The sequence below is a fragment of the Rothia sp. HSID18069 genome, assembly GCF_003989155.1.
GTDB lineage: Bacteria > Actinomycetota > Actinomycetes > Actinomycetales > Micrococcaceae > Rothia > Rothia aeria.
This window is the reverse complement of the sequence record NZ_RBMG01000001.1, coordinates 536,518-561,904: the sequence shown is the minus strand read 5'-3', so window position 1 is coordinate 561,904 and position 25,387 is coordinate 536,518. Positions and strand designations below refer to the sequence as shown.

Annotated in this window: 19 protein-coding genes and 6 tRNA genes; 10 read left to right on the top strand and 15 right to left on the bottom strand. The window is 58.8% G+C overall.

Features of this window, described 5'->3' with window-relative positions; translation table 11 throughout:
• Window positions 1-3 precede the first annotated feature (3 nt).
• The 11 genes from def to D8M41_RS02525 form a co-directional block, all read right to left on the bottom strand.
• A complete protein-coding gene (gene def / locus D8M41_RS02575; protein WP_006887508.1) occupies window positions 4-582 on the bottom strand; it encodes a peptide deformylase in 579 nt (192 codons plus the stop codon).
• A 71-nt stretch (window positions 583-653) separates the two neighbouring features.
• Window positions 654-1,529 carry a hypothetical protein gene (locus D8M41_RS02570; RefSeq protein ID WP_037235120.1) on the bottom strand — a complete coding sequence of 292 codons (876 nt, stop codon included), beginning with the start codon at window positions 1,527-1,529 and terminating at the stop codon, window positions 654-656.
• A gap of 408 nt (window positions 1,530-1,937) precedes the next feature.
• Window positions 1,938-2,009: transfer RNA gene (locus D8M41_RS02565), tRNA-Val, on the bottom strand.
• 224 nt (window positions 2,010-2,233) lie between these two features.
• Window positions 2,234-2,306 (bottom strand) — tRNA-Glu (locus tag D8M41_RS02560).
• A gap of 26 nt (window positions 2,307-2,332) precedes the next feature.
• Window positions 2,333-2,404: transfer RNA gene (locus D8M41_RS02555), tRNA-Gln, on the bottom strand.
• 282 nt (window positions 2,405-2,686) lie between these two features.
• On the bottom strand, window positions 2,687-5,074 hold the full coding sequence (locus D8M41_RS11830; protein WP_126926340.1) for an S-layer homology domain-containing protein: 2,388 nt from the start codon (window positions 5,072-5,074) through the stop codon (window positions 2,687-2,689).
• Between the two features lie 576 nt (window positions 5,075-5,650).
• Window positions 5,651-5,722, bottom strand: a tRNA-Val gene (locus D8M41_RS02545).
• Window positions 5,723-5,743: 21 nt separating this feature from the next.
• Window positions 5,744-5,814, bottom strand: a tRNA-Cys gene (locus D8M41_RS02540).
• A gap of 48 nt (window positions 5,815-5,862) precedes the next feature.
• Window positions 5,863-5,935, bottom strand: a tRNA-Gly gene (locus tag D8M41_RS02535).
• A gap of 302 nt (window positions 5,936-6,237) precedes the next feature.
• Entirely contained in the window at window positions 6,238-7,290 is a 1,053-nt protein-coding gene (gene zapE / locus D8M41_RS02530) for a cell division protein ZapE (RefSeq protein ID WP_006887554.1), read from the bottom strand.
• A gap of 240 nt (window positions 7,291-7,530) precedes the next feature.
• Window positions 7,531-9,342: a cytochrome c biogenesis protein DipZ gene (locus tag D8M41_RS02525; protein ID WP_006887544.1), complete on the bottom strand. Its 1,812-nt coding sequence runs from the start codon at window positions 9,340-9,342 to the stop codon at window positions 7,531-7,533.
• 358 nt (window positions 9,343-9,700) lie between these two features.
• On the opposite strand from D8M41_RS02525, the gene D8M41_RS02520 reads away from it, so the two are divergent.
• From D8M41_RS02520 to D8M41_RS02485, 8 genes are all read left to right on the top strand, one after another.
• Window positions 9,701-10,078: a lipase chaperone gene (locus tag D8M41_RS02520; RefSeq protein WP_039954932.1), complete on the top strand. Its 378-nt coding sequence runs from the start codon at window positions 9,701-9,703 to the stop codon at window positions 10,076-10,078.
• A 115-nt stretch (window positions 10,079-10,193) separates the two neighbouring features.
• Window positions 10,194-10,823: a sigma-70 family RNA polymerase sigma factor gene (locus D8M41_RS02515; RefSeq protein WP_006887548.1), complete on the top strand. Its 630-nt coding sequence runs from the start codon at window positions 10,194-10,196 to the stop codon at window positions 10,821-10,823.
• A complete protein-coding gene (locus tag D8M41_RS02510; RefSeq protein WP_100209252.1) occupies window positions 10,792-11,724 on the top strand; it encodes an anti-sigma factor in 933 nt (310 codons plus the stop codon). The genes D8M41_RS02515 and D8M41_RS02510 overlap by 32 nt, the downstream gene beginning before the upstream one ends.
• 89 nt (window positions 11,725-11,813) lie before the next feature.
• A complete protein-coding gene (gene ybaK / locus D8M41_RS02505; RefSeq protein WP_006887562.1) occupies window positions 11,814-12,314 on the top strand; it encodes a Cys-tRNA(Pro) deacylase in 501 nt (166 codons plus the stop codon).
• Complete coding sequence (locus D8M41_RS02500; RefSeq protein WP_006887543.1) at window positions 12,295-12,849, top strand: GNAT family N-acetyltransferase; 555 nt, start codon at window positions 12,295-12,297, stop codon at window positions 12,847-12,849. The genes ybaK and D8M41_RS02500 overlap by 20 nt, the downstream gene beginning before the upstream one ends.
• Before the next feature lie 38 nt (window positions 12,850-12,887).
• Window positions 12,888-13,313: a peptide-methionine (R)-S-oxide reductase MsrB gene (gene msrB / locus D8M41_RS02495; protein WP_006887551.1), complete on the top strand. Its 426-nt coding sequence runs from the start codon at window positions 12,888-12,890 to the stop codon at window positions 13,311-13,313.
• Between the two features lie 135 nt (window positions 13,314-13,448).
• Complete coding sequence (locus tag D8M41_RS02490) at window positions 13,449-14,732, top strand: HRDC domain-containing protein (protein ID WP_051121996.1); 1,284 nt, start codon at window positions 13,449-13,451, stop codon at window positions 14,730-14,732.
• A 19-nt stretch (window positions 14,733-14,751) separates the two neighbouring features.
• On the top strand, window positions 14,752-15,357 hold the full coding sequence (locus tag D8M41_RS02485; RefSeq protein WP_006887542.1) for a Rieske (2Fe-2S) protein: 606 nt from the start codon (window positions 14,752-14,754) through the stop codon (window positions 15,355-15,357).
• A gap of 136 nt (window positions 15,358-15,493) precedes the next feature.
• Here D8M41_RS02485 and dxs read toward each other — a convergent pair whose 3' ends face one another.
• The 3 genes from dxs to D8M41_RS02470 all read right to left on the bottom strand — a co-directional run bounded on the left by dxs (window position 15,494) and on the right by D8M41_RS02470 (window position 21,475).
• A complete protein-coding gene (gene dxs / locus D8M41_RS02480) occupies window positions 15,494-17,506 on the bottom strand; it encodes a 1-deoxy-D-xylulose-5-phosphate synthase (RefSeq protein WP_006887567.1) in 2,013 nt (670 codons plus the stop codon).
• A 167-nt stretch (window positions 17,507-17,673) separates the two neighbouring features.
• A complete protein-coding gene (locus tag D8M41_RS02475; RefSeq protein ID WP_006887569.1) occupies window positions 17,674-19,293 on the bottom strand; it encodes a class I SAM-dependent RNA methyltransferase in 1,620 nt (539 codons plus the stop codon).
• Between the two features lie 121 nt (window positions 19,294-19,414).
• Window positions 19,415-21,475: an APC family permease gene (locus tag D8M41_RS02470; protein ID WP_219098203.1), complete on the bottom strand. Its 2,061-nt coding sequence runs from the start codon at window positions 21,473-21,475 to the stop codon at window positions 19,415-19,417.
• Window positions 21,476-21,678: 203 nt separating this feature from the next.
• Between D8M41_RS02470 and D8M41_RS02465 the strand changes: the two genes are divergently transcribed.
• Together D8M41_RS02465 and D8M41_RS02460 are read left to right on the top strand one after the other, a co-directional pair.
• Window positions 21,679-22,437, top strand: coding sequence for a potassium channel family protein (locus D8M41_RS02465; RefSeq protein ID WP_006887549.1), 759 nt, complete (start codon window positions 21,679-21,681; stop codon window positions 22,435-22,437).
• A gap of 18 nt (window positions 22,438-22,455) precedes the next feature.
• On the top strand, window positions 22,456-23,109 hold the full coding sequence (locus D8M41_RS02460) for a potassium channel family protein (protein WP_006887553.1): 654 nt from the start codon (window positions 22,456-22,458) through the stop codon (window positions 23,107-23,109).
• Between the two features lie 165 nt (window positions 23,110-23,274).
• Here the strand turns inward: D8M41_RS02460 and D8M41_RS11720 are convergent, their stop codons facing one another.
• Window positions 23,275-25,290, bottom strand: coding sequence for a hypothetical protein (locus D8M41_RS11720; protein WP_193901403.1), 2,016 nt, complete (start codon window positions 25,288-25,290; stop codon window positions 23,275-23,277).
• Window positions 25,291-25,387 lie beyond the last annotated feature (97 nt).

Sequence of the window (25,387 nt, the reverse complement as noted above, 5' to 3'; positions counted from 1 at the left end):
CTCCTACTTCCCGAGGCTTCCGGCGGCACCGAAACTGCCGAATGCACCGCTCACCCTGGTGGCGCGTTCGGCCGTAGTTTTACCGGCGACAGCGGCGTATTTCCCGGCGCGGATAGTGCGCATCACCCGTTTACGGTCATCTCCGGTGAGTTTGTCGATGAATAGGGTGCCGTGGAGGTGGTCTGTTTCATGCTGAAGCATACGCGCGAACAGTCCTTCCCCCTCAAGTTCTAGGGGGTTACCGTGCCGGTCTACTCCGCGTACACGCGCCCAATTTTTGCGGGGTGTCTCGGATTTAATGCCTGGTACGGAGAGGCACCCTTCGCCGCCTTCTTGGGTTTCCTCACCGGTTTCTAGCACCGGGTTAATAATGTACCCTTCACGGTCATCAATGCCGCCGTAGGTGAAGATTTGCTTGTCTATGCCAACCTGCGGCCCGGCTAAGCCCACTCCTTCGACGTCGTACATGGTCTCTAGCATATTGTCGATAAGTGCTGCTAATTCTTTGTCGAATACTGTGATGGGCTGGCATTCGCTCCGTAGCACAGGGTCGCCTACGGTGCGGATACTCAGGATTGTCATGGGTGCCTCCTTTAGGCGGTGTGCCCGCGCACGATTTGTCGCTGTCTGTGGGTGTTAGAACCGGCGGGTTATTATGCGGCGTTGTGATGCGGTTGTGCTTTGGGTGCGGGCGGAGGAATAACGGGCATGAGGGCGGCGTCGTCGAATTCGTTGACGTCGCGGTTGTATTCCCATACTCGGCGAAGCGCACAGAATTTCCGCCAGTTTTTTTCGAGGATGCGCGGGTTTGCCTGGTGCGGCACCACCTGGGTTTCGCCAAGGGCCACGCCCATGAGGATGGGGGCGTCTCCGTACTGCCAGGGTTCCCATTCTCCGGTGTCTGGGTCTATGAGGGCTTCTTCGGCTTTGAGTCCGGCAACAAGCTGCATCACGACTTTTGCGTCTAGGGGTTTTACCCTGCCTTTGCGGTCGGTGCCTTTGGTTTTGTAGTCGATAATGCAGGTGCGTCCGGCGATTTCGGCGACGAGGTCGAGGGTCCCCGCGTACCCCACGGTATCGTTCCAGATGGTTATTTCTGCGGCGAGGGGCTTAGGGCGGAAGGCGTCCCACCATTCGTCGAACCGGTCTGCGTAGGCTTGTTCTCCGTTGCGGATGAGGTGTTCGCGGCAGGTTTCAACGTCGTGGGGTTTGCCCATGGCGCGTAAGGCAATGTTTTCGGCGTAGTTGTGTACCCTGTCGCCGCGTTCTGCTGCGGCATCCCGGTAGCGTTCAGAGGCGGCTGAGGCGTCTTTAATAATGGCGAATTTGAGGCCTTGGGAGCCTGAGGCCCGGTAGGTACGGTGATCTTCAAGGGCGGCTTTGGCGGCCATGTAACTGTGCCAGCCACTGAGGTCTGTGGCGTGCTGCCCAATAACGGTGGTAATGGAGGGGACGAGCAGTTCACCTCCGCGGATGCGGGAGTACATGCGGCCGTGGTCGGTCGCAGTTGCCAGTTGTGGCGCTGTCACTGATGGTACCTACTATCCCCCGCCGGTGCGGGCCGAAAGATTTTCTTCGGTTTCAAGTCTACTAGATTGGGCTCAGGCACCCTAGCAGGTGGGGTGCCGTGCGAGTTCTCGGGGGCTGGGTTATGCGTCCTTTTGCGGTCATATTGCTGGTTATGTCCAGAGATTTAGCCAGAAAACAGCGGCTTCAGGTTCTCCGGTGACAATACAAAAAATCCCCGGATCTAACATCCGAGGATTCCATACTTGTGCGCGATACTGGGTTCGAACCAGCGAGGGGAAGAATTTTCCGAGCGCGCGAGGCACCAATAAATCTTTCCCTCGCCGAGGGCATCAGCCCGAGGAGGTCACTGGTTCGCCCCCGGATACACAAAAAATCCCCGGATCTAACATCCGAGGATTCTATACTTGTGCGCGATACTGGGTTCGAACCAGTGACCTCTTCGGTGTGAACGAAGCGCGCTACCACTGCGCCAATCGCGCTCACAGGTAAATACTCTACCGCCGCCGAGGGTCTTCGTCAAATTTGTTGGGCGGGTTTTGGGGTTAGTTTCCTTTCCCGGCAGGTGGGGTTGAGCATTTATCTTTCAGCGGGGGCTGCCGGAGGAGAATGCAGGGTTTGCATCAGCATTGTGGTGGCTTGCGGATATGCCGCGGCAATAGAAAATCCCCGGTTCTTTGGAACCGAGGATTCTTTGTTTCTAGCGTGACCCCAACCGGATTTGAACCGGTGTTGCCGCCGTGAGAGGGCGGAGTACTAGGCCGCTATACGATGGGGCCGAAACACCCAAAATAGTGGGTGTTTGCTGGGGTACCAGGACTCGAACCTAGAATGACGGTACCAGAAACCGTAGTGTTGCCAATTACACCATACCCCATTACTCTATTGAGTTATTGTTGCTTGTTTGTAATGCTGTATCACCGCAACGGATAATAACTATACCGAGTTATTTTCGGGCGTGCAACTTCGCATTAGTAGACGTGCATCACAGCCGCTCACGGTACCTTACCCCTGCCGCTTCAAGGCCAAGCTCTCCTCTTCTGCACGCCGGTTCCACGCAACGGCGGGGTGGGCGCTCCCATTAATTCCGGGTTTGCGTCCACCCCGCCCGTGAGAGGGTAGAACGGTGTGAAGTTACCGTTTCACCTGTTTACGCCTCTTAATGTGCGGGCACAGTCTGCACGTGATCGAACTTCTTCATATAGCGTGCAATGAATGCGGCCATAGCATCACGGTCGATAGCCTGTCCGGGACGGAAGGTGCCGTCGGGCCAGCCGGTGGTGATGCCCTGTTCCTCAAGCCACGCAATTTCCTTAGCAAAGGGGTTATCCTGCACGTCGCTGAACTTGGCCGGGTTGGCGTTCGTGTACTCGGGCGATCCAGCAGCGCGGTAGAAGAAGGCAGCCATGGCGTCACGGTTCACGGTCTCGTTGGGGCGGAAAGTGCCGTCGCTCCAGCCGGTGGTAATGCCGGTGGACTGCAACCAAGCGATCTCCTTGTAGAAGGGATCGGTGGTCTTTACGTCCTTGAAGGGAGACTCTGCCGGTGCTTCGTAGCGGGGCGAGCCTGCCAGACGGTAGAGGTAAGCAGCCATTGCACCGCGCTCAATCTTATCGCCGGGACGGTAGGTGCCGTCGGACCAGCCGGTGGTGATCCCCTTCTCGGCAATGAAGTTAATCTCTGCCTTGAATGGGTTGGAGTCGATGTCTTTGAAGTTTACCTTAGCCAGGGACTTGTCCGGGTCGGTGGGGGTGACCGGCGGGTAGCCTTCGAACTTTGCCTGGCGGGGGGTGATCTTTGCGACCTCAGCCTTGGCGTCTGCTGCGTTATCGGCCTTCGGGGCATCTGCTGCGGGGGCGGCAGCCGCTTCGCCTACTGTCACCTCCAACTCAGCAGAACGCACCACATCAACCTTCTTACCCCCACCATCAACCTTCAAAGACCCCGACAAAAACGTCACAGTATGCTTCGAACCAACACCCCAATCCGAACCCTTCACATTCGAATTATCAGCCGAGGGAAACGGAATCCGAGCCACAAAATTACCCGCATCATCCGCCTCAACAACAGCAACAACACCACGCGAACCATACTCCTTACCACCATACGAAACCTGACCACGAGGCACCACAGCACCCCCATCAAGCTTCACAGCAGCAACAGACCCACCCCCATTCTTATCCTTCCACCCAGAACCAGACACCACAATCTCCTGCCCCACCCGAGCAACCTTCACACCAGATAGCGACGCACCATCATCAGCCGTCACAGTCTGAGTCTCAGGAGCAGGGGTAGGTTTGGGGTCGGGCTTGGGTGCTTCGCCTTCGGTGGTGCTAACCTTCACCTTGGTGATGGAGTCAACGGACTGGGTGGAGTTAGTGTAGTCGCCGGTTGCACGGTCTACGGCGTAGGGTACGGTTGCCTCAGCTACGTAGCCGTCCTTGTTAGCGACGTAAACTTCGCCCTCGGCACCGATGGTGATGTCGTTAGCACCCTTGGCACCGGCCTGAACCTCACCAATAACTTGGGAGGAGCGGGTGTCGATCACACCAACCTTGCCGGTCTTAAAGTCGGTAACGTATACGAGGTCGCGCTCGTCATCGTTGACCATGGCCAGGGCCTGCTCACCGAAGGGGATGCTCTTCTTGTATTCGCCAGTGTTCAGGTCGTACACGGTCACACCGGAGTTGGCGCCATCCAGCCCCTGGGACGAGACGTACAGTTCGTTAGTGCTGTGGTCTACCACAGAGTCGGAGGGGCGCACTTCTTTGCCTGCAACATCGGCGTGCACCTTGTATTCTTTCTCGACACTGAAGCTCTTGAGGTCAATGATCTTCACGGTGTCAGAGGAGCGAACCGGCACGTACATCTTGTCGCCATCAATGTTCATGTTCATCGGCGAGACACGACCGGAAGCATCGGGGTCGATGCGCAGCTTTTTGACCTCGTGGGTTTTCAGATCGATGGATGAGATGTAGTAGCGGCCGGTCACATATGCCTTACCGGTCGCGTGGTCAATCTTCACATCGCGGGGGTGCTCGATTTCAGCTTCGGTGCCCTCATAACCGGGGGTGTAGTTGGTCCACAGCAGTTTGAGGGTGTTCTGGTCGTACACTGAGACGGAGTCGTTGCGGGTATTGGTTACCCACACGGTATTGTTTACGTCATCTACGGTGATACCGAATGCTGCAAGAGAGCTGTAACCTGCCTCGTAACCGGTGCCGCTACGGGTAACGGGCAGCCCTGCTACTGCCTCAACTTTCATGCTGGTTGCGTCAAGACGGGCCAGGGTTGAGGCACCCATGGTACGGTCTGAGCCTGCTACGAAGACTTTGTTGTTGTTCTTGGAGTGAGCGATCTGGTACTGACCTGCGATACCCTGAATCTGCTTTGCCAGAGTCTTTTCAGTATCGACTTTCTGCGCCGAGTTCTCGGCTGCGAATGAGGCGGGCATCGTAAAGGATGCGCCGATCATAGAGAGCGACAGTGCGCCAATGGTGATTCCCTTGAGAGTCTTTCCCTGCGTTAGGTTAAAGAGAGGAGCCATGTATATTCCTTTGTATGTGCGACGGGGTGAAAGCCCGCCGGTTCTGACTTAGGATAGATAACCCTAAGATGATACAGAGTCAATAATTACCTTTTCAGGGGCAAAAAGCAAGAGATCAGGGTGGCTCAGAACGATATTTTACAGACATCCTGTCTGCATATTGTTATATTTTTTCACTCCCCTGTTTTTATTCTCATTCAGTGTTCCCGGACTCCTAAGATTTTCCTGGGTTCTAGCAACCTGCTGGGCGGGGATCCTCGACAGATATCTATTTTTATAATTCTGTAGCATTTTAAAAACTTTAATGACATACTGTCACTATGCTCTGGCCTCGTACCCCTATGGCGGTACGTTGCTGCCGTGGGCAATAATGGTGAATACGTGGTCCGTATGATATGAGCTTCTGTCCACATCGCCACAGGTTATTGTAGGGTGTAGTGAGCGGGCTTTGTGAGCGCACCATGTGCACCCTTTCTTTCTCGCAGCGAGGGCGTCAGCCCGAGGAGGTCACTGGTTCGCCCCCCCGGGTACACAAAAAATCCCCGGACTTACCATCCGAGGATTCCTAAACATTTGTGCGCGATACTGGGTTCGAACCAGTGACCTCTTCCGTGTCAGGGAAGCGCGCTACCGCTGCGCCAATCGCGCTCAACATTATGATGTTGTGCGAGGTGAGGACGGGATTCGAACCCGCGTACACGGCTTTGCAGGCCGCTGCCTAACCACTCGACCACCTCACCGTATATCTCTCTGTGAGAGATGGGGTTCCGAACTCTAGGAGTCCTACGAGCGGTTGACGAGACTTGAACTCGCGACATCCACCTTGGCAAGGTGGTGCTCTACCAACTGAGCTACAACCGCGTATCAGCTACCTTTTGAGGTTTTCGCACGAGGTTTGACCCCCGGTCGTTCTGACAGATAAAAACTATACGCGGTTTTTGGGTTCTTGCCAAATCATTGGCTGTTATCCGCGCGTTCCTTGATTTTGCGGGCTAGAACTAGTTTTTCGGGCGGATGTAACACCGAATACATCAAGAATTTTGGGAGTGTACCCGCTCACATTTCACCGGTTTATGTGCTGGAAACACCCGAAAATACCCCTCAGGTACCCGCCCTATTGCGGGCGGACGCTGAGGGGCGTATCAGGGAGGGCGGGCACGGGCTTATTGTTCGGTTTCGCCAAGCAGACCTTCACGGGCGAGCGCCGTCAGACGGGAGACGGCGCGGAAGTATTTCTTCTGGTACCCGCCAGCGAGCATTTCGGGGGTGAACACCTGGTCGAAGGGCACACCGGATGAGACGATCGGCAGGTCTTTGTCGTAGAGGCGGTCGGCGAGCACCACGAAACGTAAGGCCACCGCTTGTTCAGTAATGGGCTGCACGTTGCGCCAGGCTATGCCCTCTAAACCATCAATGAGCTGGCGGTAGCGGGAGGGGTGCACTTTCGCCAGGTGCGCTACGAGGTCGGTGAAGTTATCAACGGCAACGGGTTTGCTGCCGAAGACTTCCTCCGTTTTCGCGTCAAGTTCCGCATCGATGACGGGCTCGGGGGCGGCGGGGAGACCACGGTGGCGGAAGTCTTCACCGTCCACACGGTGTACCTCAAACTGCTGTGAGAGCACCTGGATTTCGCGTTTGAAGTCTTCGGCGGCGAAGCGCCCTTCACCGAGGGCACCGGGGAGGGTGTTGGAGGTTGCGACGAGTTTAACGCCCGCATCGGCGAGTTCGCGCATCAGGCGGGACATGAGCACGGTGTCACCGGGGTCGTCAAGCTCAAATTCGTCAATGCACACCAGCTTGTAGCTGCTGAGTGCCTCCACGGTTTTGCGGAAGGTGAGGGCACCAACCAGGTTGGTGTATTCGACGAAGGTGCCGAAGGCTTTGGGGCCGTCAACGTAGTGCCACAGGGAAGCTAGAAGGTGGGTTTTACCAACACCGAACCCGCCGTCGAGATAGAGTCCGGCTTTGGTGGTATCTTTTTTCTTACCTCCGAAGAGTTTGCCGAAGAACCCGCCGGTTCCTCCCCCTTTATTGATTTTGTCGCCGAAGGTTTTGAGTTTTTGTACTGCTTCGGCTTGGGAGGGCTGGTTGGGGTCAGGAATGTAGCTGTCGAATGACACTTCACCGAACCGTTCGGAGGGGCGGAAACCCGCGAGTAGCTCGTCGGCAGAGACGTGGGGGGTACGGTCGGTAAGGTGTTCGTAGGTGACGGGCACGATATAACTTTCTGAGTGACATCTATGTTACTTGTCTTAAGTTTAGTACGGATGCGCGGGGCCTACTGCCGCCTGGTGCTCAGAGCTCTTTCCCCTCTGGGTGCAGCGGCGGGAAAACCGCGGTAAAACCCGGGACTATGCGTTGTACGTGGTTTTAGTCATGTGCGATCTAAAACCTTGAAAACACAGTCCCGGGTTTAGTTTTAGGGGTGAGCCTGCCTAAGGTTTCGGGGTGTAGATTTATGAGAAGGTGAGCGAGTACAGTTGCACTCCGGGCGAGACTTTGAGTTCAATAATCCCGCTGCTTTGCTCATCGCCGCGCACAATGTGGTGGGCGTTGGGAGCGCCGTCAACGTGGATCTTTTCCGTTGTGCCGTTGCGCCGCACTTCAATGGTGCCGCTGCCACCGGCAACAACCTGTACTCCGTGGGCACGATAGTTAATCCGCAAAGTGCCGTCGTTTCCTTGAGGCTCAATACGTTCGGGGGTTATGGCCCACGTACCGTTGAGGTCGAAGTGATCAATGTCTAGACGGTCTGTCGGTTTGAAGGTTTGGGTTCCGCTGGAGTAGTTTCCATGTCCTGCGAAGTACATTGCACGTTTAGCCCCCAGGTATGTTTCTGGGGTTCGGGCATCGTGCGTGTTCTGTGTTTGTTCTTGTGCATCGTCCTTGTGAATGGGGTCTGGAAGCTGCGCTTGTGGGTTTGCGGCTTTGAGAAGTTCGCGCACCTGCGCCTCAGTCACTTTGTGCCCGCCTTCACCATAGTGAACAGCACGAAGTTTGCCTTCGCTATCGATGAGGTAGTGCGCGGGCCAGTAGCGGTTGCTGTAAGCACGCCAAATGGCATAGTCGTTGTCTTGAACTACCGGGTATTTAATACCTAGGTTCTCAATGCCCGCCTGGACGTTCTTACCTTCGTGCTCGAACGCATATTCCGGTGTGTGTACTCCCACTATTTCCAGGCCATAATCGCGGTATTTGGCGTAGAGTTCGTTCAGGTGCGGTGCTGTCCTCTGGCAGTTAATGCACGAGTAGGCCCAGAAATCAACGAGTGTGACTTTTCCGCGCAGATTGGCGAGAGTTGGCTGGTTCTTGGTGTTAAAGTTACCCGTGCCGCCCGCTATTTCCGGGGCAGAGCCACAGTCCTGCAATTTTTCTTCGTCGGGTCGGCATGTGCTGATCGCCCCACCGGCGGAGGAGGAAATAATATTGTTCTGCGTACCTTGACTAATGGCCTGCTCGATCCCTTCCGTATAGTTCGGGATTGCGCGCTGCAGCTGAGCGGGAACGTTAAATATCAGCCCGATCGACAGGGCGATTAAAAGTATGCCCGAGGCGGTGCGTACTCCGCGCTGGTGGGTGCGGAACGTCTTAACCCGTTCGGCGATACTCCGCCCCGCAAGAGCAAAGATCAGCAGCGGGATGGCTGTTCCAAGAGCAAAAGATAGGGTGAGTGCTACGGTTTCGACGCCAATATTTCCGGTTGCGCCGGCAAGGGTAATAGCTGCAAGAACCGGGCCCGCGCAGGGCACATAGACGAGGCCGAGAGCAAGCCCCATGAGGAAACCGCCGCGTGTGGTGCTGCGTTTCGCTCCGAGTTGTGAGAATTTCGCGAAGGGTTTTTCGAGCAGGCGCTCCAGCGGGGGTATAAACATACTCAACCCAACAATAATGAGGAAGGTTATTCCTAGAATCCTCAGCGTGTCCTGCGGCAGGTGCAGGGCAGCAAGAATAACCGAACCGAGCAGGGTAAAGAGGCTGAAGCTCAGAACAAGCCCGCCCACAACCTGGTAGGGGCGCCAGCGTGATGCGGTGCGCTGTGTGGGTGCTGAAGTTGTGTTTGTCAGGGCCGCGCTTCTGCGTGAGAACAGGGCTTGCACATTGTTCGCGGAGTCTTTTACCGTGTCTGTTTGCCCATTGTCAACGGATGCGGTGCGCGCCGAATCGGCACCGCCGGTGACAAGAATGACGGGCAGGATAGGCAGGATGCAGGGTGAGATTCCGGTAATAAGACCACCGAGTATGCCAAGGATGATGAGTGATAACAGCATAGTTATTTTCCTCTTGGATTGCTCATACGGGGCGATGCTGCCCCGCGTGTTGTCATGGTTATATTCGGAACAGACTGCGGTTTCGGTTTGGTTGGAATTATTTTTATGGCGGCCCCTGCACACTTGGCGGCGTTTTCATGTGCTCTCTTACTGCGCAATACTACAGCCCATGAAATTTCTCTGAGGTTGTTCACGAATGGCCGCAAACGCATCGTTTAAAAAATTTTTGAGGTTTTGCAATCCGAACGGGCTGCATGCTCCGAATACTTTGTGAGTCCGGTTCAGGATTCTGAATATTTCGCAATGGCATGGGTGCGCCTGTGGGCTGCCCGTGCCGGTATAAGATTTGGAGTTATGTATGTCCGTTATTCTTCGCACTGTGTCTTTCGCTGCTGCTTCTGTGGCTCTAGTTGCTGGTGTTTCTGCATGTTCTTCTAACGCCTCCAATCAGAACTCATCGCCGAGCGCATCGTCGAGTTCTTCTGCGTCGTCCGCTCCCTCTTCTTCTGCCATGATGAGTTCAGACGCTATGATGTCTCCCTCAGCTATGCCGAGCCAGTCCGCCATGTCTGGGGACAAGATGGATGGCGACCACGGCAAGATGGGCGGCGATAAAATGCAGGGAGATCATGACGAGAAGAAACATGATGATCATAAGATGGATGGCGATAAAGGAGGCAAGATGGAGAGCAAAGACGCCATGATGTCTCCTTCGGCCTCGGCCATGTCGAAATAGTATTTTGCCGGTATGCTGCTTTACACCCTGGAATATTTTCTGGGGTGTAAAACATACCTAAGCTTTATTTTCTATAGATAGAATAATCAAATGTCACTATTGAGGGTGATATGATATGGTTATGACTTTTTTGGATCGTCGGGTGACTTCGGCGTATCAAGAAGCTCAGAAAACCGCCCAAATCCCTCAGGAATATCAGCGCTTAGCTGCATTGATGGAGTGCGCTGCCGCAGGGAACGAGCATTGTTTTGAAGCTCTATACGATGCACTTGTGCCGCGTCTGTACGCGCTTATTAACCGCATTCTTCATAACCGAACACATGCGGAAGAAGTCACCCAAGAAGTTTTTCTCGAAATATGGCAAAAAGCGCCTTTATACCGTGCAGAACGCGGTGCTGTATTGTCGTGGGCTGCAACTATTGCTCACCGCCGTGCGGTTGACCGGGTACGCTCCGTTGCGGCCTCCGCAGAACGTGATTTCACACGCGGCCTTGAGGAGTATCGGGAATCGTATCATCACGTTGATGACGCACTAGCTGCTTTTATGGATACCGAGGAGGTTCATCATGCCCTATCGGGTATTCCACGTGAACAAGCTCAGCTGCTCACCATGGCATATTTCGGCGGTAAATCGCAGCGTGAGATCTCCGATGAAACGGGTATTCCTCTAGGAACTGTCAAAACCCGTATGCGCGCCGGCATGCAGAAACTACGTGAACGATTGGAGGGCACCCGTGAACGCTAAAGACTATCCCGAAGATTTTCCCGATAAACTCGACTATGCTCTCCACACGCTTTCGCCAACGCAACACGCAGCATTTGAATCGTGGGCTTCCAAACAGGAACGCGAAGACGCTGAGGCTGATGCTGCGGCTCTCTCCGAGGTTTTCGGCACTTCGCTCACCCCGCTTGAGCCGTCCGTTGAGCTTAAAGCCCGTGTGATGGCGCAGGTTGCGCATACCGAGCAAATCCAGCCAGCCCACGAGCTAGGCACAGATGATGAGCTTACCGAGCATACGAACGATTCTGCCGAAAACCAAAGTTCCTCTGCCTCAGATCCTGCGGACGACACTGAAACTACCGCAGGCTCAGAGGATTCCGCCTATGCGCGGGCTAAACGGCGGTGGTTCGGGGCTCAAGGGGCACTCTCACCGTCTCGCCTGACAGCTGCGGCGAGTATTATTATTGCCGCTAGCCTGGGTGCGTGGGGCTTCGCACAGCATCAGCAATTGGAGCGTACCTCTCAGGAGCTTCAAGCCGCGAGGGCGTCTTCTTCGGCAGCTGCGCACCCCGGTGACCAGTCGATCGTCGAGCAAATCAGTACGGCGCCTGACCTTTCAATGGCTCAGGGGAAAGTCAACGGCATGCCGGTATCGGTCATGTACTCCCCATCCCACAATATGGCGGGTGTTTCAACAACAAATCTGCCTGCACTGCCTGAAGGGAAGGTCTATAAACTCTGGCTCTACGATGCTCAAGGCACTATTGTGGGGTCGGGAACCCTCAATTCCGCTGGCCGTGGTGCCGGGGTCACAACCATGACAGAGCATGACCTGAGTAGGGTCACCGACTTTGGTATATCGATTGAAGATGAATCGGCTCATTCCCCTAGTCAGAAACCCGCCATGCTGGAAAATGTTGTGTAGGAGAACGCGTGCAGACACCCCAGCCCTATACAGGTGGAGGTAATACGTGCCTTAGAGGTCGGCCCTCTCGTTTTCGTAGAATAGTCCCTATGGCTAAGAAGAATAAAGGCGGCAAGAAAGGCGCATCCACCGCTGCGGTCGCGCTCTTGAAGGAAACTGAAACTCCTTTTGAGATCCGCGAGTACGAGCATGCGGAGGGAGAAACTTCCTTTGGGTTGGAGGCCGCCCAGAAACTTGGTGCTGACCCCGAGCAGGTGTTTAAAACGCTTCTGATTGTGCACGACAAAGATTTCGCGGTAGCAGTGGTTCCGGTGAGCGGGCAGCTGAATCTGAAAGCGGCGGCGCACGCCCTTGGCTGGAAGAGCGCCTCCATGTGCGACCCGAAGATTGCCGAGCGCCGCACCGGGTATGTGGTGGGCGGTATTTCGCCGTTAGGGCAGAAAACTCCTTCCCCCACACTCCTGGATGCCAGCGCCGAACAGTATCGGACCATTATGGTCTCTGGCGGTAAACGCGGGCTTGATATTGAGCTCTCCCCCGCCGACCTGCTCAAACTCACCGGCGGCAACTATGCGCCTCTTCGCGCCTGAGCCGCCGTGTCTTGAGCTGCGGGTCCCCACGGCGGAGGACGCCACCGAATGGTATGCGCTGTTCAGGGATACGCGCGTCATGGAGTATATGGGGCGGCCCGCAGATTCACTCGCCCACTATGAGGATATGGTGGTACGGGCTCGCGCCGACTATGAGCGGGAAGGGTTCTGCCTCTACACGGTGCTGGCTGATGGTGAGGTGGCTGGTTTCACCGGGGCGCACCGGTGGGTGAACGATTGGGGCCCGACCGGGCAGATTGAGCTGGCCTGGCGGCTTGGGTGCGCCTTCTGGGGTGAGGGCATCGCCACCCGCGCCGCCCAACAGGTGATGGGCGAGCTTGCCGATGCTGGGCATCAGCAAGTATATGCCGTTATTCACACCCGCAACCGGGCATCAGCGGCAGTGGCCCAACGTTTAGGGATGCACCAGCGCAGCAGCTATGAGGCACAGGTGAACGGTCTGGCCCTGCCCGTCACCGAATGGGTCACGAACCTGTACCGCCCGGGAACAAAACCTGAGCTGGAACTGTTATAACGACGACAGCTCATACGAGAAGATTTGAAGGAGCAGCAGTGGGAAACTCACTACCGGGCACCGGGAAGATTGAGAAAAACTGGCGTGAAATCCTCACCCCCGAGGAGTATGCGGTGCTGCGTGAAGGCGGCACCGAACGAGCCTTCACCGGCGAATACTGGGACACGAAAACCGAGGGTGTCTATTCGTGCCGAGCCTGCGGCACCGAGCTTTTCCGCTCTGCTGAGAAGTTTGAGTCGCACTGCGGCTGGCCCTCTTTCTTCGCCCCGCTTGCAGAAGAACGTGTGCGGTATCTGGAAGATACTACGTTCGGGATGCGCCGGGTAGAGGTGCGTTGTGCCGCCTGCGATTCACATCTGGGCCACGTGTTTGAAGGTGAAGGGTACGGCACCCCCACCGACCTGCGGTACTGCATTAACTCGGTGTGCCTGAGCCTTGAACCCGCCGCCGGCACCACCCCATAGGTTATGCAGTACAACACACTCACCGCTGCCGTCAGGGGCAGCACCCGGTGGGTAGAATAAAGTGAACGCCCGTTTCGGTGCGGCCGCCACCCCTTGTGGGCATACCGCACACCCCAGCAAAGGATGCCGCATCACATGAGCCCCAGTTCTACAGAGCCGTCTCACTCCCCCGTCTCAGACGATACGCTCGGGGAGCTACGGGGGTTCGTGGTGCCTGAGGTGGTTCCCCTTGACTCTCCTTCCGTGCCTATTCCGCCCATTATTGACACCGAAAGGGCATTACACCGAGCAGCTGATGAGTTGGCGGGCGCATCGGGGCCAGTCGCAGTTGATACGGAACGTGCACAAGGCATCCGCTATGGCAGACGCGCATTTTTGGTGCAGCTCAAACGCGACAATAAGATCTACCTCATTGACCCGGAGGCATTCAAGGATTTACGCATCATTAACGATGCGCTCACCGATGCGGAATGGGTGATTCACGCCGCGATCCAGGATTTCCCCAGCCTAGATATGCTGGGGATGCGCCCTAAACACCTGTTCGATACTGAGCTGGGTGCGCGCCTTGCGGGTATGGAGCGCGTGAACCTAGGTGCCGTAGTCGAGGAGCTGCTGGGGTACCGGCTGGCGAAAAAACATTCAAAGGAAGACTGGTCTACCCGGCCCCTACCGAAAAACTGGCTGAACTACGCCAGCCTGGATGTGGATGTGCTCATTGATCTGCGGGACGCCGTGGAGGAACTCTTAGATTCGCAGGGTAAGCTCGGTATTGCCCGGGAAGAGTTTGCGCACCTGTGCCTCATGCCCGCGTTTGATGAGCAGCAGTACCGTGCCGAGAGGTGGCGCAAGACGAAGGGCCGCAACGAGCTGCGTTCGGTGCGGCAGCTCACGGCGCTGCGGAACCTGTGGTTCGAGCGGGATAAGCTGGCGCAGAAAAAAGACATTGATTCCAAACGGCTGCTGAGTGATGCGGCGCTAGTGGCGGCAGCAAAAACCATGCCGCACACGGTGCCGGGCATCCTGGAAATCCCGGGGTTTCAGACGCGCCTGCTGAAACGAGAAGCCCCGCGGTGGGTGCGTGCCATCACCGATGCTGCCCGCGATCACGACCCGGTGCCCTACTCCACCCCCTCAAGCGCCCCTCCCCCATTAAAAGCGTGGGAGACGAAACGCCCCGAATCTTTAGCAATATTCACTGAGGTGCGTGAGGTCATTAACGCACTGTCGGAGCGGCTGGATATCCCGGCGCAGAACATTATTAACACAGAGTACGCGCGGCGCCTATGTTGGGAACCCCCTGAGCCGTACTCTCAGGATGCGCTGGCTGCTGCGCTCTACGAGTGCGGCGCACGCCAATGGCAGGTGCAGCTCTTAGCACCCCAAATGCACCAGATTTTCGTGGCACACCTGGAGAAGTAACCGCTGTGGAACCCAAATTATGGGGCGCACCCGTTTTGGGGATATGGTGGTGCTAAGGGCGATTAACCTATTGACCCGCGCCCGCGCATACACACTCGAAGGAAATAACGTGACCATGAGCGACACCACAGAATCGTGCGGCTGCTCGCGCACCACCCAGCAGACCGCCGGAACCGCCCTGAACGAAGGCACCATCTCCCGCCGGAACGCACTTATTGCGGGGGTAGCCGGAGGCACCGGTGCAGTGGCACTAAGCGCATGCGGCGAAGGAGGCTCCTCCCGGGGCTCAGGAAACAACAATAGCAGTGCGGGCGGACAAGGCCCGAGCGAGCCCACAGATATGGGGGCCGCCGCCGATGTGCCCGCCGGTAAAGCAGCGAAACTAACCGCCGGTAAAGTCACAGCTATTGTGTCCCAGCCGCAAGAAGGCACATTTAAAGCATTCAGCTCAACGTGCACACACCAAGGCTGCCAGGTGAACGTGCAGGGCGGGGCGAAAATCGTGTGCCCCTGCCACAATTCACAGTTTTCCCTCTCCGACGGGGCAGCCCAAGGCGGCCCCGCCGAAAAACCGCTGGAATCATACAAGGTAGAGGTAAAAAACGGGCGTATCTGGGTGGGATGAGCCCAGCTGGGTACAGTTTCAAGACCTATGCTGCGCCGTCATTCCGCTGTAACTATGCTCTGGATGACTCCGCAGCAACCAAGCACAGCCCTGAAAGACGCAGCGTGCTTACACCCTGTTTCAACTGCTTCTGCCGTTAGTGGGTGTGCCGCGGCTTCTGGCCTTCTTCACGAGCGAACGGCACCTTATCACCAGCCAGTTGGGCGAGCACATCGGCTGCGATGGTTTCGGCGCTCAGGCCGGTCTCCTCAAGGATTTCTTCGCGGGAGGCGTGCGGGATGAACTCTGCCGGCAGCCCCAGCTCGCTCAGGGCCGTATCCACCCCAGCGGCGCGCATTTCTTGGCGGATGCGGGCACCTACCCCGCCGGAACGTACCCCGTCCTCAATGGTGACCACGATGCGGTGGTCTCGGGTCAGCTCCACCACGGAGGCCGGTACGGGCATCACCCAGCGCGGATCCACCACGGTAGAATGCACCCGGTGCGTCTCAAGAATCTGGGATACTTCAAGGGCCACGCGCACCATGGCGCCCACTGCCACGAACAGCACGTCACGCTGACCGGTCTGTGGGTGTGCCGTACCGGTGCGCACCAGCACGTCCACGCCGTCTTCGCGGCGTTCCAGGGCGGGGATGTCCTCCCCCACGGAGCCTTTGGGGTAGCGGATTACGGTGGGGGCGTCGTCAATAGCGACCGCCTCACGCAGGGCCTCGCGCAGGGTCGCGGCGTCACGCGGTGCCGCCATGTACAGCCCGGGGATGAACTGCAGGAGCGCCAGGTCCCACATGCCGTGGTGGCTTGCCCCGTCCGGGCCGGTAATACCCGAGCGGTCAAGCACCAGAGTCACCCCGGCCTTGTGCAGGGCAACGTCCATGAGCAGCTGGTCGAAGCCACGGTTCAGGAACGTCGCGTAAAGCGCCACCACCGGGTGCATCCCCCCGTAGGCGAGCCCGGCGCTCATGGCCACCGCGTGCTGCTCGGCAATACCCACATCGACCACGCGCTCGGGGTGCGCCTGGGCGAACTCACGCAACCCCACGGGGATGAGCATCGCCCCGGTAATACCCACAATGTCTTCACGCTCATCGGCGATCTGTTTAATTTCGCGCCCGAAGACACTAGTCCACGACTCTTTGGTGCTCTTTGAGACTTCTTTGCCGGTGAGCGGGTCAATGGGGCCCACGGCATGGAACTGGTCGTCTTCGTTTGCGCGCGCCGGGGCGTAGCCGTGCCCTTTCTCGGTGATGGCGTGCACGATCACGGGCCCACCGTAGTTCTTGGCAGCGCTCAGGGCGGTCTCAACCGCTTCCTGGTCGTGCCCGTCGATAGGGCCCACATATTTCATGCCCAGATCTTCGAAGATGCCGCCGGGGACCACCACATCTTTAATACCGGCCTTCATGCCGTGCAGGCCCCGGTAAATCATCTGCCCGAATGAGCCGCCGCGCTGCAGCTTCTCACGCATAGCGTTCAGCGCCCTGTCGTACCGGCGGTCCAGGCGCATCTTATCCACCTGCTGCTGCACGTTATATTTCAGTGCTGAAAGCTGGTTGGCGAACCCGCCAATAGTTGGGGCGTAGGAGCGGCCATTATCGTTCACCACAATCACAACTTTGCGGGTGCGGTCGGCGGCGATATTATTCACAGCCTCCCAGGCCATGCCGCCGGTGAGTGCGCCGTCACCAATAAGCACCACCGTGTACCGGTCATTCTGCCCGTTCAGCTTATGCGCACGCGAAATACCGTCAGCCCACGAGATGGATGAAGAGGCGTGCGACGACTCGATAATGTCATGCACCGACTCGCTGCGGTCGGGGTACCCTGAAAGCCCGCCTTTCTGCCGCAGGCTCTCAAAGTTATGCCGCCCGGTCACCAGCTTATGCACATACGACTGGTGCCCGGTGTCGAACAGGATATTATCGTGCGGCGAATCAAACACGCGGTGAATGCCTAAGGTCAGCTCAACCACGCCCAGGTTCGGCCCCAAGTGGCCGCCGGTGACCGCCACATGGTTCACCAGGAATTCCCGGATCTCCCCCGCCAGCTCACGTAGCTGCTCATAGGTGAGGGGTCGCAGATCTTTGGGGTCGTGAATGCCGTGTAGCATCTCGGGCTTGGCGTTCTCACCCGGTACAGTCTTTTCGGGCATACACACTCCTTTTGACTACTGCGACTGTTGCAGTTCTCTCCATCCGGTACGTTTCCGGCTTCCTTAGGCGAAAAACTCGGGTACCGGTCTCTTCGATTCTACCCGGTGCGGACCTCAAACCTCGACTCTACGCGCCCGGTGCACCCCACCGGTTACCGAATCCCGCATTAGCGGATGCGGCGCGGTTTAATACGTGCCGGGGCCCGATAGAACAGGGCTGCCGCCTCCACGTGGTGGGTGTTGGGGTACATGTCGTAGCCGCGTACCTGCACCAAATCCCAGCCGAGTTCACGCAGGATCGCGGTGTCCCGCCCCAGCGCCGCAGGGTCGCACGCCACGTAGAGGATACGCCCCGGCGACAGCTTATTCAGCCGCTCCAAAGTTTTCTTGCCCGCACCTTCACGGGAAGGGTCAAGTACCACGGCGTCAATATGGGGCAGCTCGTCCAGTTCAAGGGCCGTTTTCAGATCCAGGAGGGTGCGCGCCACATCCCCGTGGATCACCTCGATACGGGTGTCTTTGGCCGATTCGCTGCGGGCCGCGCCGTCGGGGGCGAAATTGGCGCGCGCATCCCGGTGCGTCACCGGTGAGCCCTCAACACTGACCACGGTGCCGCGCTCACCCACCGCATCGGCAAGAGCGGCAGTAAACAGGCCCGCGCCAGCGTACAAATCAAGGGTGCATTCGCCTTCAGCCGGCCGCAGCATAGTCAGCATGGTTCCCACCAGGGCTGACGGGGCGCAGCGGTGCACCTGCCAGAACCCGCCAGCAGAGACCTGGTAGCTGAACCTACGGGCACCGAAAGTAACGTCCTCGGTCACGGATTTCAGGCCGCCGCCCAGAAGCACATCCCCCTGGCGTACCCTGCGGTAGGGGCTGCGCAGGCTGGGGCGCACCCCGTACTCCGGTTTAGCGTTTGACCGGTTTTCGGGGGTGAAAAATAACGAAATTTTGCGTTTTGCCAAGTCCCCCCACAGCTTCTCAGCCTGCCGGTAAATGGGCTGGGACACCTCGCTGGCCGTAAAACGCGGGTCTACGGTGAGCTGAATGAGGATACGGCCCCGCGAAGAAAGCGCCGCATCCACCTGCCGGATACCGTGTAAATCTAGTTCGTGCAGGTTCAGCTGCCGCAGCTCGCGCGCCGCTAACGGGAAGTCGATCACGGGTACGGCCCGTGAACTCTGGTGCGGGTACATGCCGATACGCCAGCCGGAGGGGGTTTTCACCACGGTGTACCGCACCCGCGAGCGCCACGACAGGTCCCCTTCGGTGAGGTCTTTGGTAGGCATTGGTTCGACGGTCAGACTGGTAATGAGAGGCGAGTCGGGCGATATGCCGCCCAGGCGGATCAGCTGGGTGCGTAGCGTATCTGTTTTGTATGCGCGCTGTGTGGCGGGGTCAATATGGCCGTATTCCATGCCGCCCAGCAGCTCTTTCACACCGGTTGCGGCGGCCCGTTCTTCATCGGTGAGCAGGGAGTTGCCCTGCACCCAGGGGTGTTCTCGTCGCGCTGGTGATGGGGTGTCTATTGCCACGGCGTCCGCGAAATAGTAGCGGTTTTTAGGGCCGATGTCGGTGATGCGGGCCTGCACGGTCTCTCCCGTGAGGGCGTGCCGCACGAACACTACGCCTTTTTCGCTGCGGGCCACAAAGGCGCCGCCGTGTGCGGGTGATTCACAGGTGAGGCGCACCAAGTCTCCGATGGCATAACCGCTTACCGGCTCGGTGCCGCGGCTAGGTGCGGTGTTTGTGGGCACACGCGTCGAGGTGCTGTCGAGCTGACGCACGCATCGTCTCCTAACATACTGTAGTAATTGTGAAGTATTTTACACCCGGCGCGGGGCACTAACCGTTCAACCCTCCCACAGACGGGGTAAAAATTCAATATTTTTATCGCCAATCCCACGCCTAGGTAGCGCCTGTTTTTCCCCGGTACAGGGCGGGCCGGTGCACCCGGTGGGTGGGTGGTTCTTCGCTGCTGGGAGGCTGTGTGGGTGCGACCGTTTCCCCTGGCTGGGTCTCGGCGGCGTGGAGAGCCCACGGTACGGTGGCGGTTGCCACTCCCGGTTCGTGCAGCAGCGCTTTTTTGAGCCTGCGCACGGTGCGGCGGTGCAGTATCTCTTGCCACCAGTGCGCCACCACGAACTCGGGCAGGTACACCACCACCACGTCGCGCGGGGATTTTTTGCGTTTCCGCCGCACATAGTCCAGCACCGAGGACACCGTGTCCCGGTACGGTGAGTCGATCACCGATAGCTGCACCGGGATGTGCAGCATATCCCAGCGTTCTTTCACGGTAGCCAGCAGCTGACGGTCGTTATTGACGGTCAGCGCCTCTATGGTGGAGGGGCGCGCGGCCCGAGCGTAGGCTAACGCCCTGAGCGCGGGCTGGCGTACCCGCTCAATGTAGACCACGGCGTGCACGCGTGAGGGTAGGGCTGCGGCGTCGGCGGCCGCCTCCTGATCCAGCGGTATTTCGGTTAGTTTATCCACGCGGGCGTAGTGCCTGCGGGTCATGAGCATCACCTCGGACAGAAGCAGAATGAATGTGAGCGACAGCCAGGCCCCCGCCAAGAATTTGGTGCCCACCACGGTTACCAGCACCAGGGCGGTGACCACCACCCCGACTGCGCTGACAGTGATGTCGCGGGCGAGTTTGCGCCGCGCCGACGGTTTTAGGGTAATGCGTAGTTTACGCAGACGGAACCGCACCACCGCCACCTGGGTGAGCAGCATTGAGGTGCACATGCCCACCACGTACAGCTGGATGAGGGCGAACACGTCAGCTGCGAACAGCACCGTGAAAAGTACCGAGATCACCCCGAGCAGGATCACGCCGTTACTGTACAGCCCGGTGGAGTCCACGCTCCGAAGCCGGTGCGGCAGATAGTGCCGGTCGGCGATTGCTGAGGCCCCAATGGGGAACCCGATAAACGCAGTCAGTGAGGCGATCACCAGCACGGACACTGTTGCTAAGGCCAGCAGTGTGGGGATGAGGTCGTTCCCGTATACGGCGAACGCCACCTGGTACAGGGCCGGTTTCTGGTGTATTGGCTGGTTGGGGCTGCTCGGGTCTGTGCTCAAGTACCGGTTGGGGTTTTGCACCAGCTGCACTCCGCTCTGCCGCGCCAAATAGAGGATACTCACCAGCAGAACCCCGGTGATGACGATCATCAGCATGAGTGTCAGTGCCGCGTTGCGTTGCTTGGGTGCTTTGAAGAACCGCACCGAGTTGGAGATAGTTGAAACCCCCGAAAGTGCCACCGCCCCGGCTGAGAAGGACCGGGAGAGCAGCAGCACCAGGAACACCCCGTCAAGGCTCGCGTGCGGGGTTTCGGGGGTGAGCGTGTACCCGGCGGATTCGGCGCGCGCTAAGGTTCCGGTGAATGCCTGCAGCAGCCCGTACACCAGGGTGATCCCTAAAAGGGCCAGAAAAATGTAGAGCGGCCAGTGGGCTAACCGGCCCATCAGCTGCACCCCGCGCAGGCACACCACGCTCAGAACCACAATCAGGGTGACCGCAATACCAGCCCGGAAGCCCTGCAGCTGCGGGAAAAGCGCGGTAATAAACGTTGCCGCCGAAGACATTGACACCGCTACCGTGAGCACGTAGTCCAGCAGCACGGAGGCGCCCAGCACCACGGCCGGGCGGCGGCCCAGTTTGCGGCGTACCAGGGCGAAATCGCCCTCAGCTGCGACCTGCCGGATGTTGTACCGGTAGGTTCCCACGATCACGAGCCCCACCACGGCGATGGCGAACCCCACCCACGGCGAGTAGGTGAGCGCACCGGCCCCGGCCACGGCAAGGATAAGAATCACCTCATCGGCGGCGTAGGCCACCGACGAAATCCCGTCAGAACCCAGCAAGGGCAGGGCGTAGCGCTTCGGTAGCGACGTGGCCGCCAACTGCCGAGAATCCACCGGCTCACCGGTGAGCGCGCGACGCATCCTACCCCAACGATTGTTCACGGTTTAAGGCTATCCCGCCCGCCTCTAAAGCTCAATTTATGCGGTGCCCCTTGTTTTCCCGGCCGTGGCCCTGTCACGGGGCGGGGGTCAGGCGCCGCCCCCACGGGGAGCTGTACACTCTTAACTATGAGCGAGCCTGACGGTTTGAGGGGGTCATATCATTCCCCGCCGCGCACAGTAACCGGCTCAACCCTAGGAGAACTATGCCGCACTTTGTGATTATGGGCGCCGGGCGAGTTGGCGTCATGCTCGCCCGAACCCTCGAAGCGTCCGGGCACACCGTGGCCGTGATTGACCAGGATATCCGCGCATTCCAGCCGCTGCGGAAGAACTTTGGCGGTAAGCTCGTCACCGGCGTGGGTTTTGATAAAGAGACTCTGGAGCGCGCCGGGATAGAGGGCGCCTACGCCTTTGCCGCCGTATCCTCGGGGGATAATTCCAATGTGATTGCCGCCCGTGTGGCGCGTGAGACGTTCAAGGTGAAGAACGTGGTTGCCCGCGTGTACGACCCGAACCGGGCGGAGTTCTTTCAGCGCATGGGCATCCCCACTGTTGCGGCGGTGCGCTGGTCAACCGACCAGGTGCTGCGCCGTATCCTGCCCGAGCAGGCGATCCGGGGCGACTACCGGGAGGCATCTGGGCGTCTGATTCTCACCGAATTACCGCTTCATGAGGAGTGGGCCGGGCACGCACTGGTCGATATTGAGGCTGCTACGGGTGCGCGCATCGCCTACATCACCCGGTTCGGTGAGGGGATGCTCCCCCGGCCCGATACGAGCTACCAGCAGGGTGATACTGTGCACGCCATGGTGCGCACCGATGAGGCGACCGAGATCGCCCGTATCCTCTCCCAGGCGCCTAAGGATACTGAGGGTGAACACCACGACCCGCGGGACGCATGGGCTGGGGCTTTCGCCGCCGAGCCAGCCGCCGTGAAAAGCGATAACCCGCACACCAACTAGCCGGATAAGGGACACCACGTGAAAGTACTAATTGTTGGGGCAGGCTCGGTGGGCGCCTCTATCGCCCGGGAGCTGCACGCCAGCGGCCACGAAATCACCATTATCGATTCAAAGCCTGAGACGAAAAAACGCGCCAACTTGCCGCAGGTGCAGTGGTTTATTGGGGATGCCTGTGAGCTGTCGGTGCTGAAGCTGGCCGTACCCGAAGAGAGCGAAGTGGTGGTGGCCGCCACCGGTGACGACAAGGCAAACCTGATGGTTTCACTCCTGTGCCGCAGCGAGTACGGGGTGCCGCGCACCGTGGCGCGCGTGAATAACCCCCGCAACGAGTGGCTTTTTGACGAGTCGTGGGGTGTGGATGTGGCGGTCTCCACCCCGCGTCTGATGACTGCCCTCGTGGAGGAGGCTGTTGAAGTGGGCGATGTGGTGCGCCTGCTGACCCTACAGGCTGGCGGGGCCACCCTGGTGGAGTACACGGTGCCGGAGGATCACCCGGTGATCGGGTACCGGGTGGATCATGTGCAGTGGCCTACGGATACGGTACTCACCGCTATCTTGCGGGATGGTGCGCCGATCGCCCCGTCGGCTGATGTTGTTCTTGAGGGCTCAGACGAGCTGTTTTTCATTACCACTATCGCTGGTGAAGACCAGATCCGCGCGCTTTTCGCCTAGTGGATAACCGGGTCGGGTACCGTGCCGACTGCCCCCCCCGGTGAGACAAGAAACGGCGGGATGCGCCCCATCCTTCTGGGGAGCACCCCGCCGTTAGCGTGGCAAGAGGTACGGCCCGCGACTCCGGTGCCGATACTGCGGCACGGAAATACTCGACTGGGGCGTTTAGTCTCCCCCGCCGCCGCCTCCACCGTCTGAACCGCCGAAATCTCCCCCGCCGCTGCTGTCGCATCCTGAGAAGTCGGAGCCACCCATATCGCAGTTCTCCCAGCCGCCGAAGTCTCCGCTAACGTCCCAGTCGACATCTGCCCCGTGGGCGTCACCCGCGCGGGTGTTATGCGGCCAGTACCAGCAGACGGCGGGAAGCTCGCTCGACTCTGCACGGTCGGCACGCATATTTTCCAGCAGCTGTTCCCGTACCGCGTGCACCCCGTCGAATGCGTAGGCCGACCCGGCGAGGGCGGCCGCGTAGAAGGCGCTCATTGAGGGCTCCGCCGTGGCACGGTTGCCTTCGGCAAGCTCGGGGAACTGCTTCAGGCAGGCTGACCGTATTTTCTCGCTGAGCGCTTTCGCTTCGGCGAGCACCCGCGGAGGCACCTCGGTTGGTTCGTCCGCGTCTGCAGGCTCGTCATTGACCACACTGAAAAGGTGCGCAAGCCGGGCGGTGTCAATGTTCTGCAGCTCGGTGAGGCCGCCGGCGGCGTACACTACCGATTCTGCCAGCGCACGGCGGGTGCGGGTGGCAGCGATCTGCGCACTCAACCGGCGGATATTGTTCTCCGTGCGGCGGCTGAGGTTATCCGGGGCGGTGATTCCTGTCGTGTTCACCCACTCGTGCAGGTTCGCCAAAAACAGTGCATCGTGCCCGGTTTCGGAGCGTGCCTCAAGTACAGAGTTCAGTGCCTCTTCGCGGTGACGCGCGTATTTGGCGTAAAACCGGTTGCCGGTTGTCTCAACGTAGTCGTGCAGGTGCGGCACAATAGCCAGTGCCGCTTTCACATAAGCCACCACCTCAAGGGAAGCCTCGTACTCGCGGTGGAATTTGCTCAGCACCCGGGTCAGGTTTGTGGCCGCTACCAGCCGTTCCAACGCCTGCGGGTACAGCTCATACATTTGTTTCAGCGCGGGCTGCGCAATAACCGGGCGGGTGTTTGGGCACAGCGACAGCATATGCCCCGTATTATTGAGCCCGTCTGTCAGCAGCGCCTCCAGGGTGCGGGTAAAACCGGCAAGCGCACCCACCAGCTGCTTATTGCCTTCCCGGCGGGCGTGCAGAAGCACCGGGTTTAACGCCCGCACGGTTTCACGCGCCTGCGCCTGCGCCTGCTCAAGACTGTTGTGTAACGCCTGCACGTGCGGGTGCAGTACCGTCCCGCGTGCCGCATCCACGAGCGGGTTGTGCCACTGCCCCATCCCCCATGCGGGAGAACCTACGCTGGTGAGCACAACATATGAGTTTGCCATTGCTTGGGCGCGCTCTTGCAGGTACGCCTGTGACCCGGGCTCGTGCCTGTCCATGCTGTCGCACCGCTGGTAGGCGCGCTCCACCAGCTGCTGCAGACGCTCCACCCGTTCGGTGGTCTCTTCCGTGATGGGTTCCCGTACCGCTTCGACTGTGAGCCGGTTCTGCACGGTACGCATCGCCCGGTCTGCGCACCACACATACGAGTACGCCCTCTCACGCCCCTGCTCAGCGTTGAGTTTGTGCAGCGGGGCATCCAGGTACGCGACCGCGGTGCGGGGGCTCACCCCGAAGAAGTCACGGGAATGCGGTGCAACGGTGGGGGTTCGCAGCTGCCCCAGCACCCAGTACCGCACCGGGTAGTACGGCAGGAACGTAACAATGGGAGCGATGAGGAATACATACACGAGCGGGGCGCCCAGCCGCACGGCGGTGGTAGCGAACCCATCCGGCGCTTCCCAGGGGCGGAATAGTTCTAACACCAATAGCCCGTAGACTGCTACCAGCACTGTACGCGCCGCTCTGTTAAGCGGGTGCCAGTATACGCGCCGCACAGCTTTAAACGCCCACAGGCGGTTTACGACAGGCGCCAGCAGCCCAAGAATAACCGTCAGCCACGCACCCTGGTGAAAAACGGACGAGCCAGGCAGTAAAAAGCACATGCCCAGAAGGGCTAAAGCCACAACAGCATATACATAGTAACGAATATTTTTTCTCATGGTTGGGTTTCTCGCCGCATACGACCCATCCCCTACCGGACGGTACCGCACCACTGGTATCGTCCGGCACGAGCCGGGCCGCACACGATTCTCTATT

What these genes read in the sequence shown, in the direction of transcription:
- dxs (WP_006887567.1), bottom strand. Translation starts at nt 17,506, where the DNA reads ATGCCCGAAAAGACTGTACCGGGTGAGAACGCCAAGCCCGAGATGCTA.
- ybaK (WP_006887562.1), top strand. Translation starts at nt 11,814, where the DNA reads ATGGCTAAGAAGAATAAAGGCGGCAAGAAAGGCGCATCCACCGCTGCG.
- D8M41_RS02525 (WP_006887544.1), bottom strand. Translation starts at nt 9,342, where the DNA reads ATGCTGTTATCACTCATCATCCTTGGCATACTCGGTGGTCTTATTACC.
- D8M41_RS11720 (WP_193901403.1), bottom strand. Translation starts at nt 25,290, where the DNA reads ATGAGAAAAAATATTCGTTACTATGTATATGCTGTTGTGGCTTTAGCC.
- D8M41_RS02500 (WP_006887543.1), top strand. Translation starts at nt 12,295, where the DNA reads ATGCGCCTCTTCGCGCCTGAGCCGCCGTGTCTTGAGCTGCGGGTCCCC.
- D8M41_RS02465 (WP_006887549.1), top strand. Translation starts at nt 21,679, where the DNA reads ATGCCGCACTTTGTGATTATGGGCGCCGGGCGAGTTGGCGTCATGCTC.
- D8M41_RS02520 (WP_039954932.1), top strand. Translation starts at nt 9,701, where the DNA reads ATGTCCGTTATTCTTCGCACTGTGTCTTTCGCTGCTGCTTCTGTGGCT.
- D8M41_RS02515 (WP_006887548.1), top strand. Translation starts at nt 10,194, where the DNA reads ATGGTTATGACTTTTTTGGATCGTCGGGTGACTTCGGCGTATCAAGAA.
- D8M41_RS11830 (WP_126926340.1), bottom strand. Translation starts at nt 5,074, where the DNA reads ATGGCTCCTCTCTTTAACCTAACGCAGGGAAAGACTCTCAAGGGAATC.
- D8M41_RS02485 (WP_006887542.1), top strand. Translation starts at nt 14,752, where the DNA reads ATGGGGCGCACCCGTTTTGGGGATATGGTGGTGCTAAGGGCGATTAAC.
- D8M41_RS02490 (WP_051121996.1), top strand. Translation starts at nt 13,449, where the DNA reads ATGAGCCCCAGTTCTACAGAGCCGTCTCACTCCCCCGTCTCAGACGAT.
- def (WP_006887508.1), bottom strand. Translation starts at nt 582, where the DNA reads ATGACAATCCTGAGTATCCGCACCGTAGGCGACCCTGTGCTACGGAGC.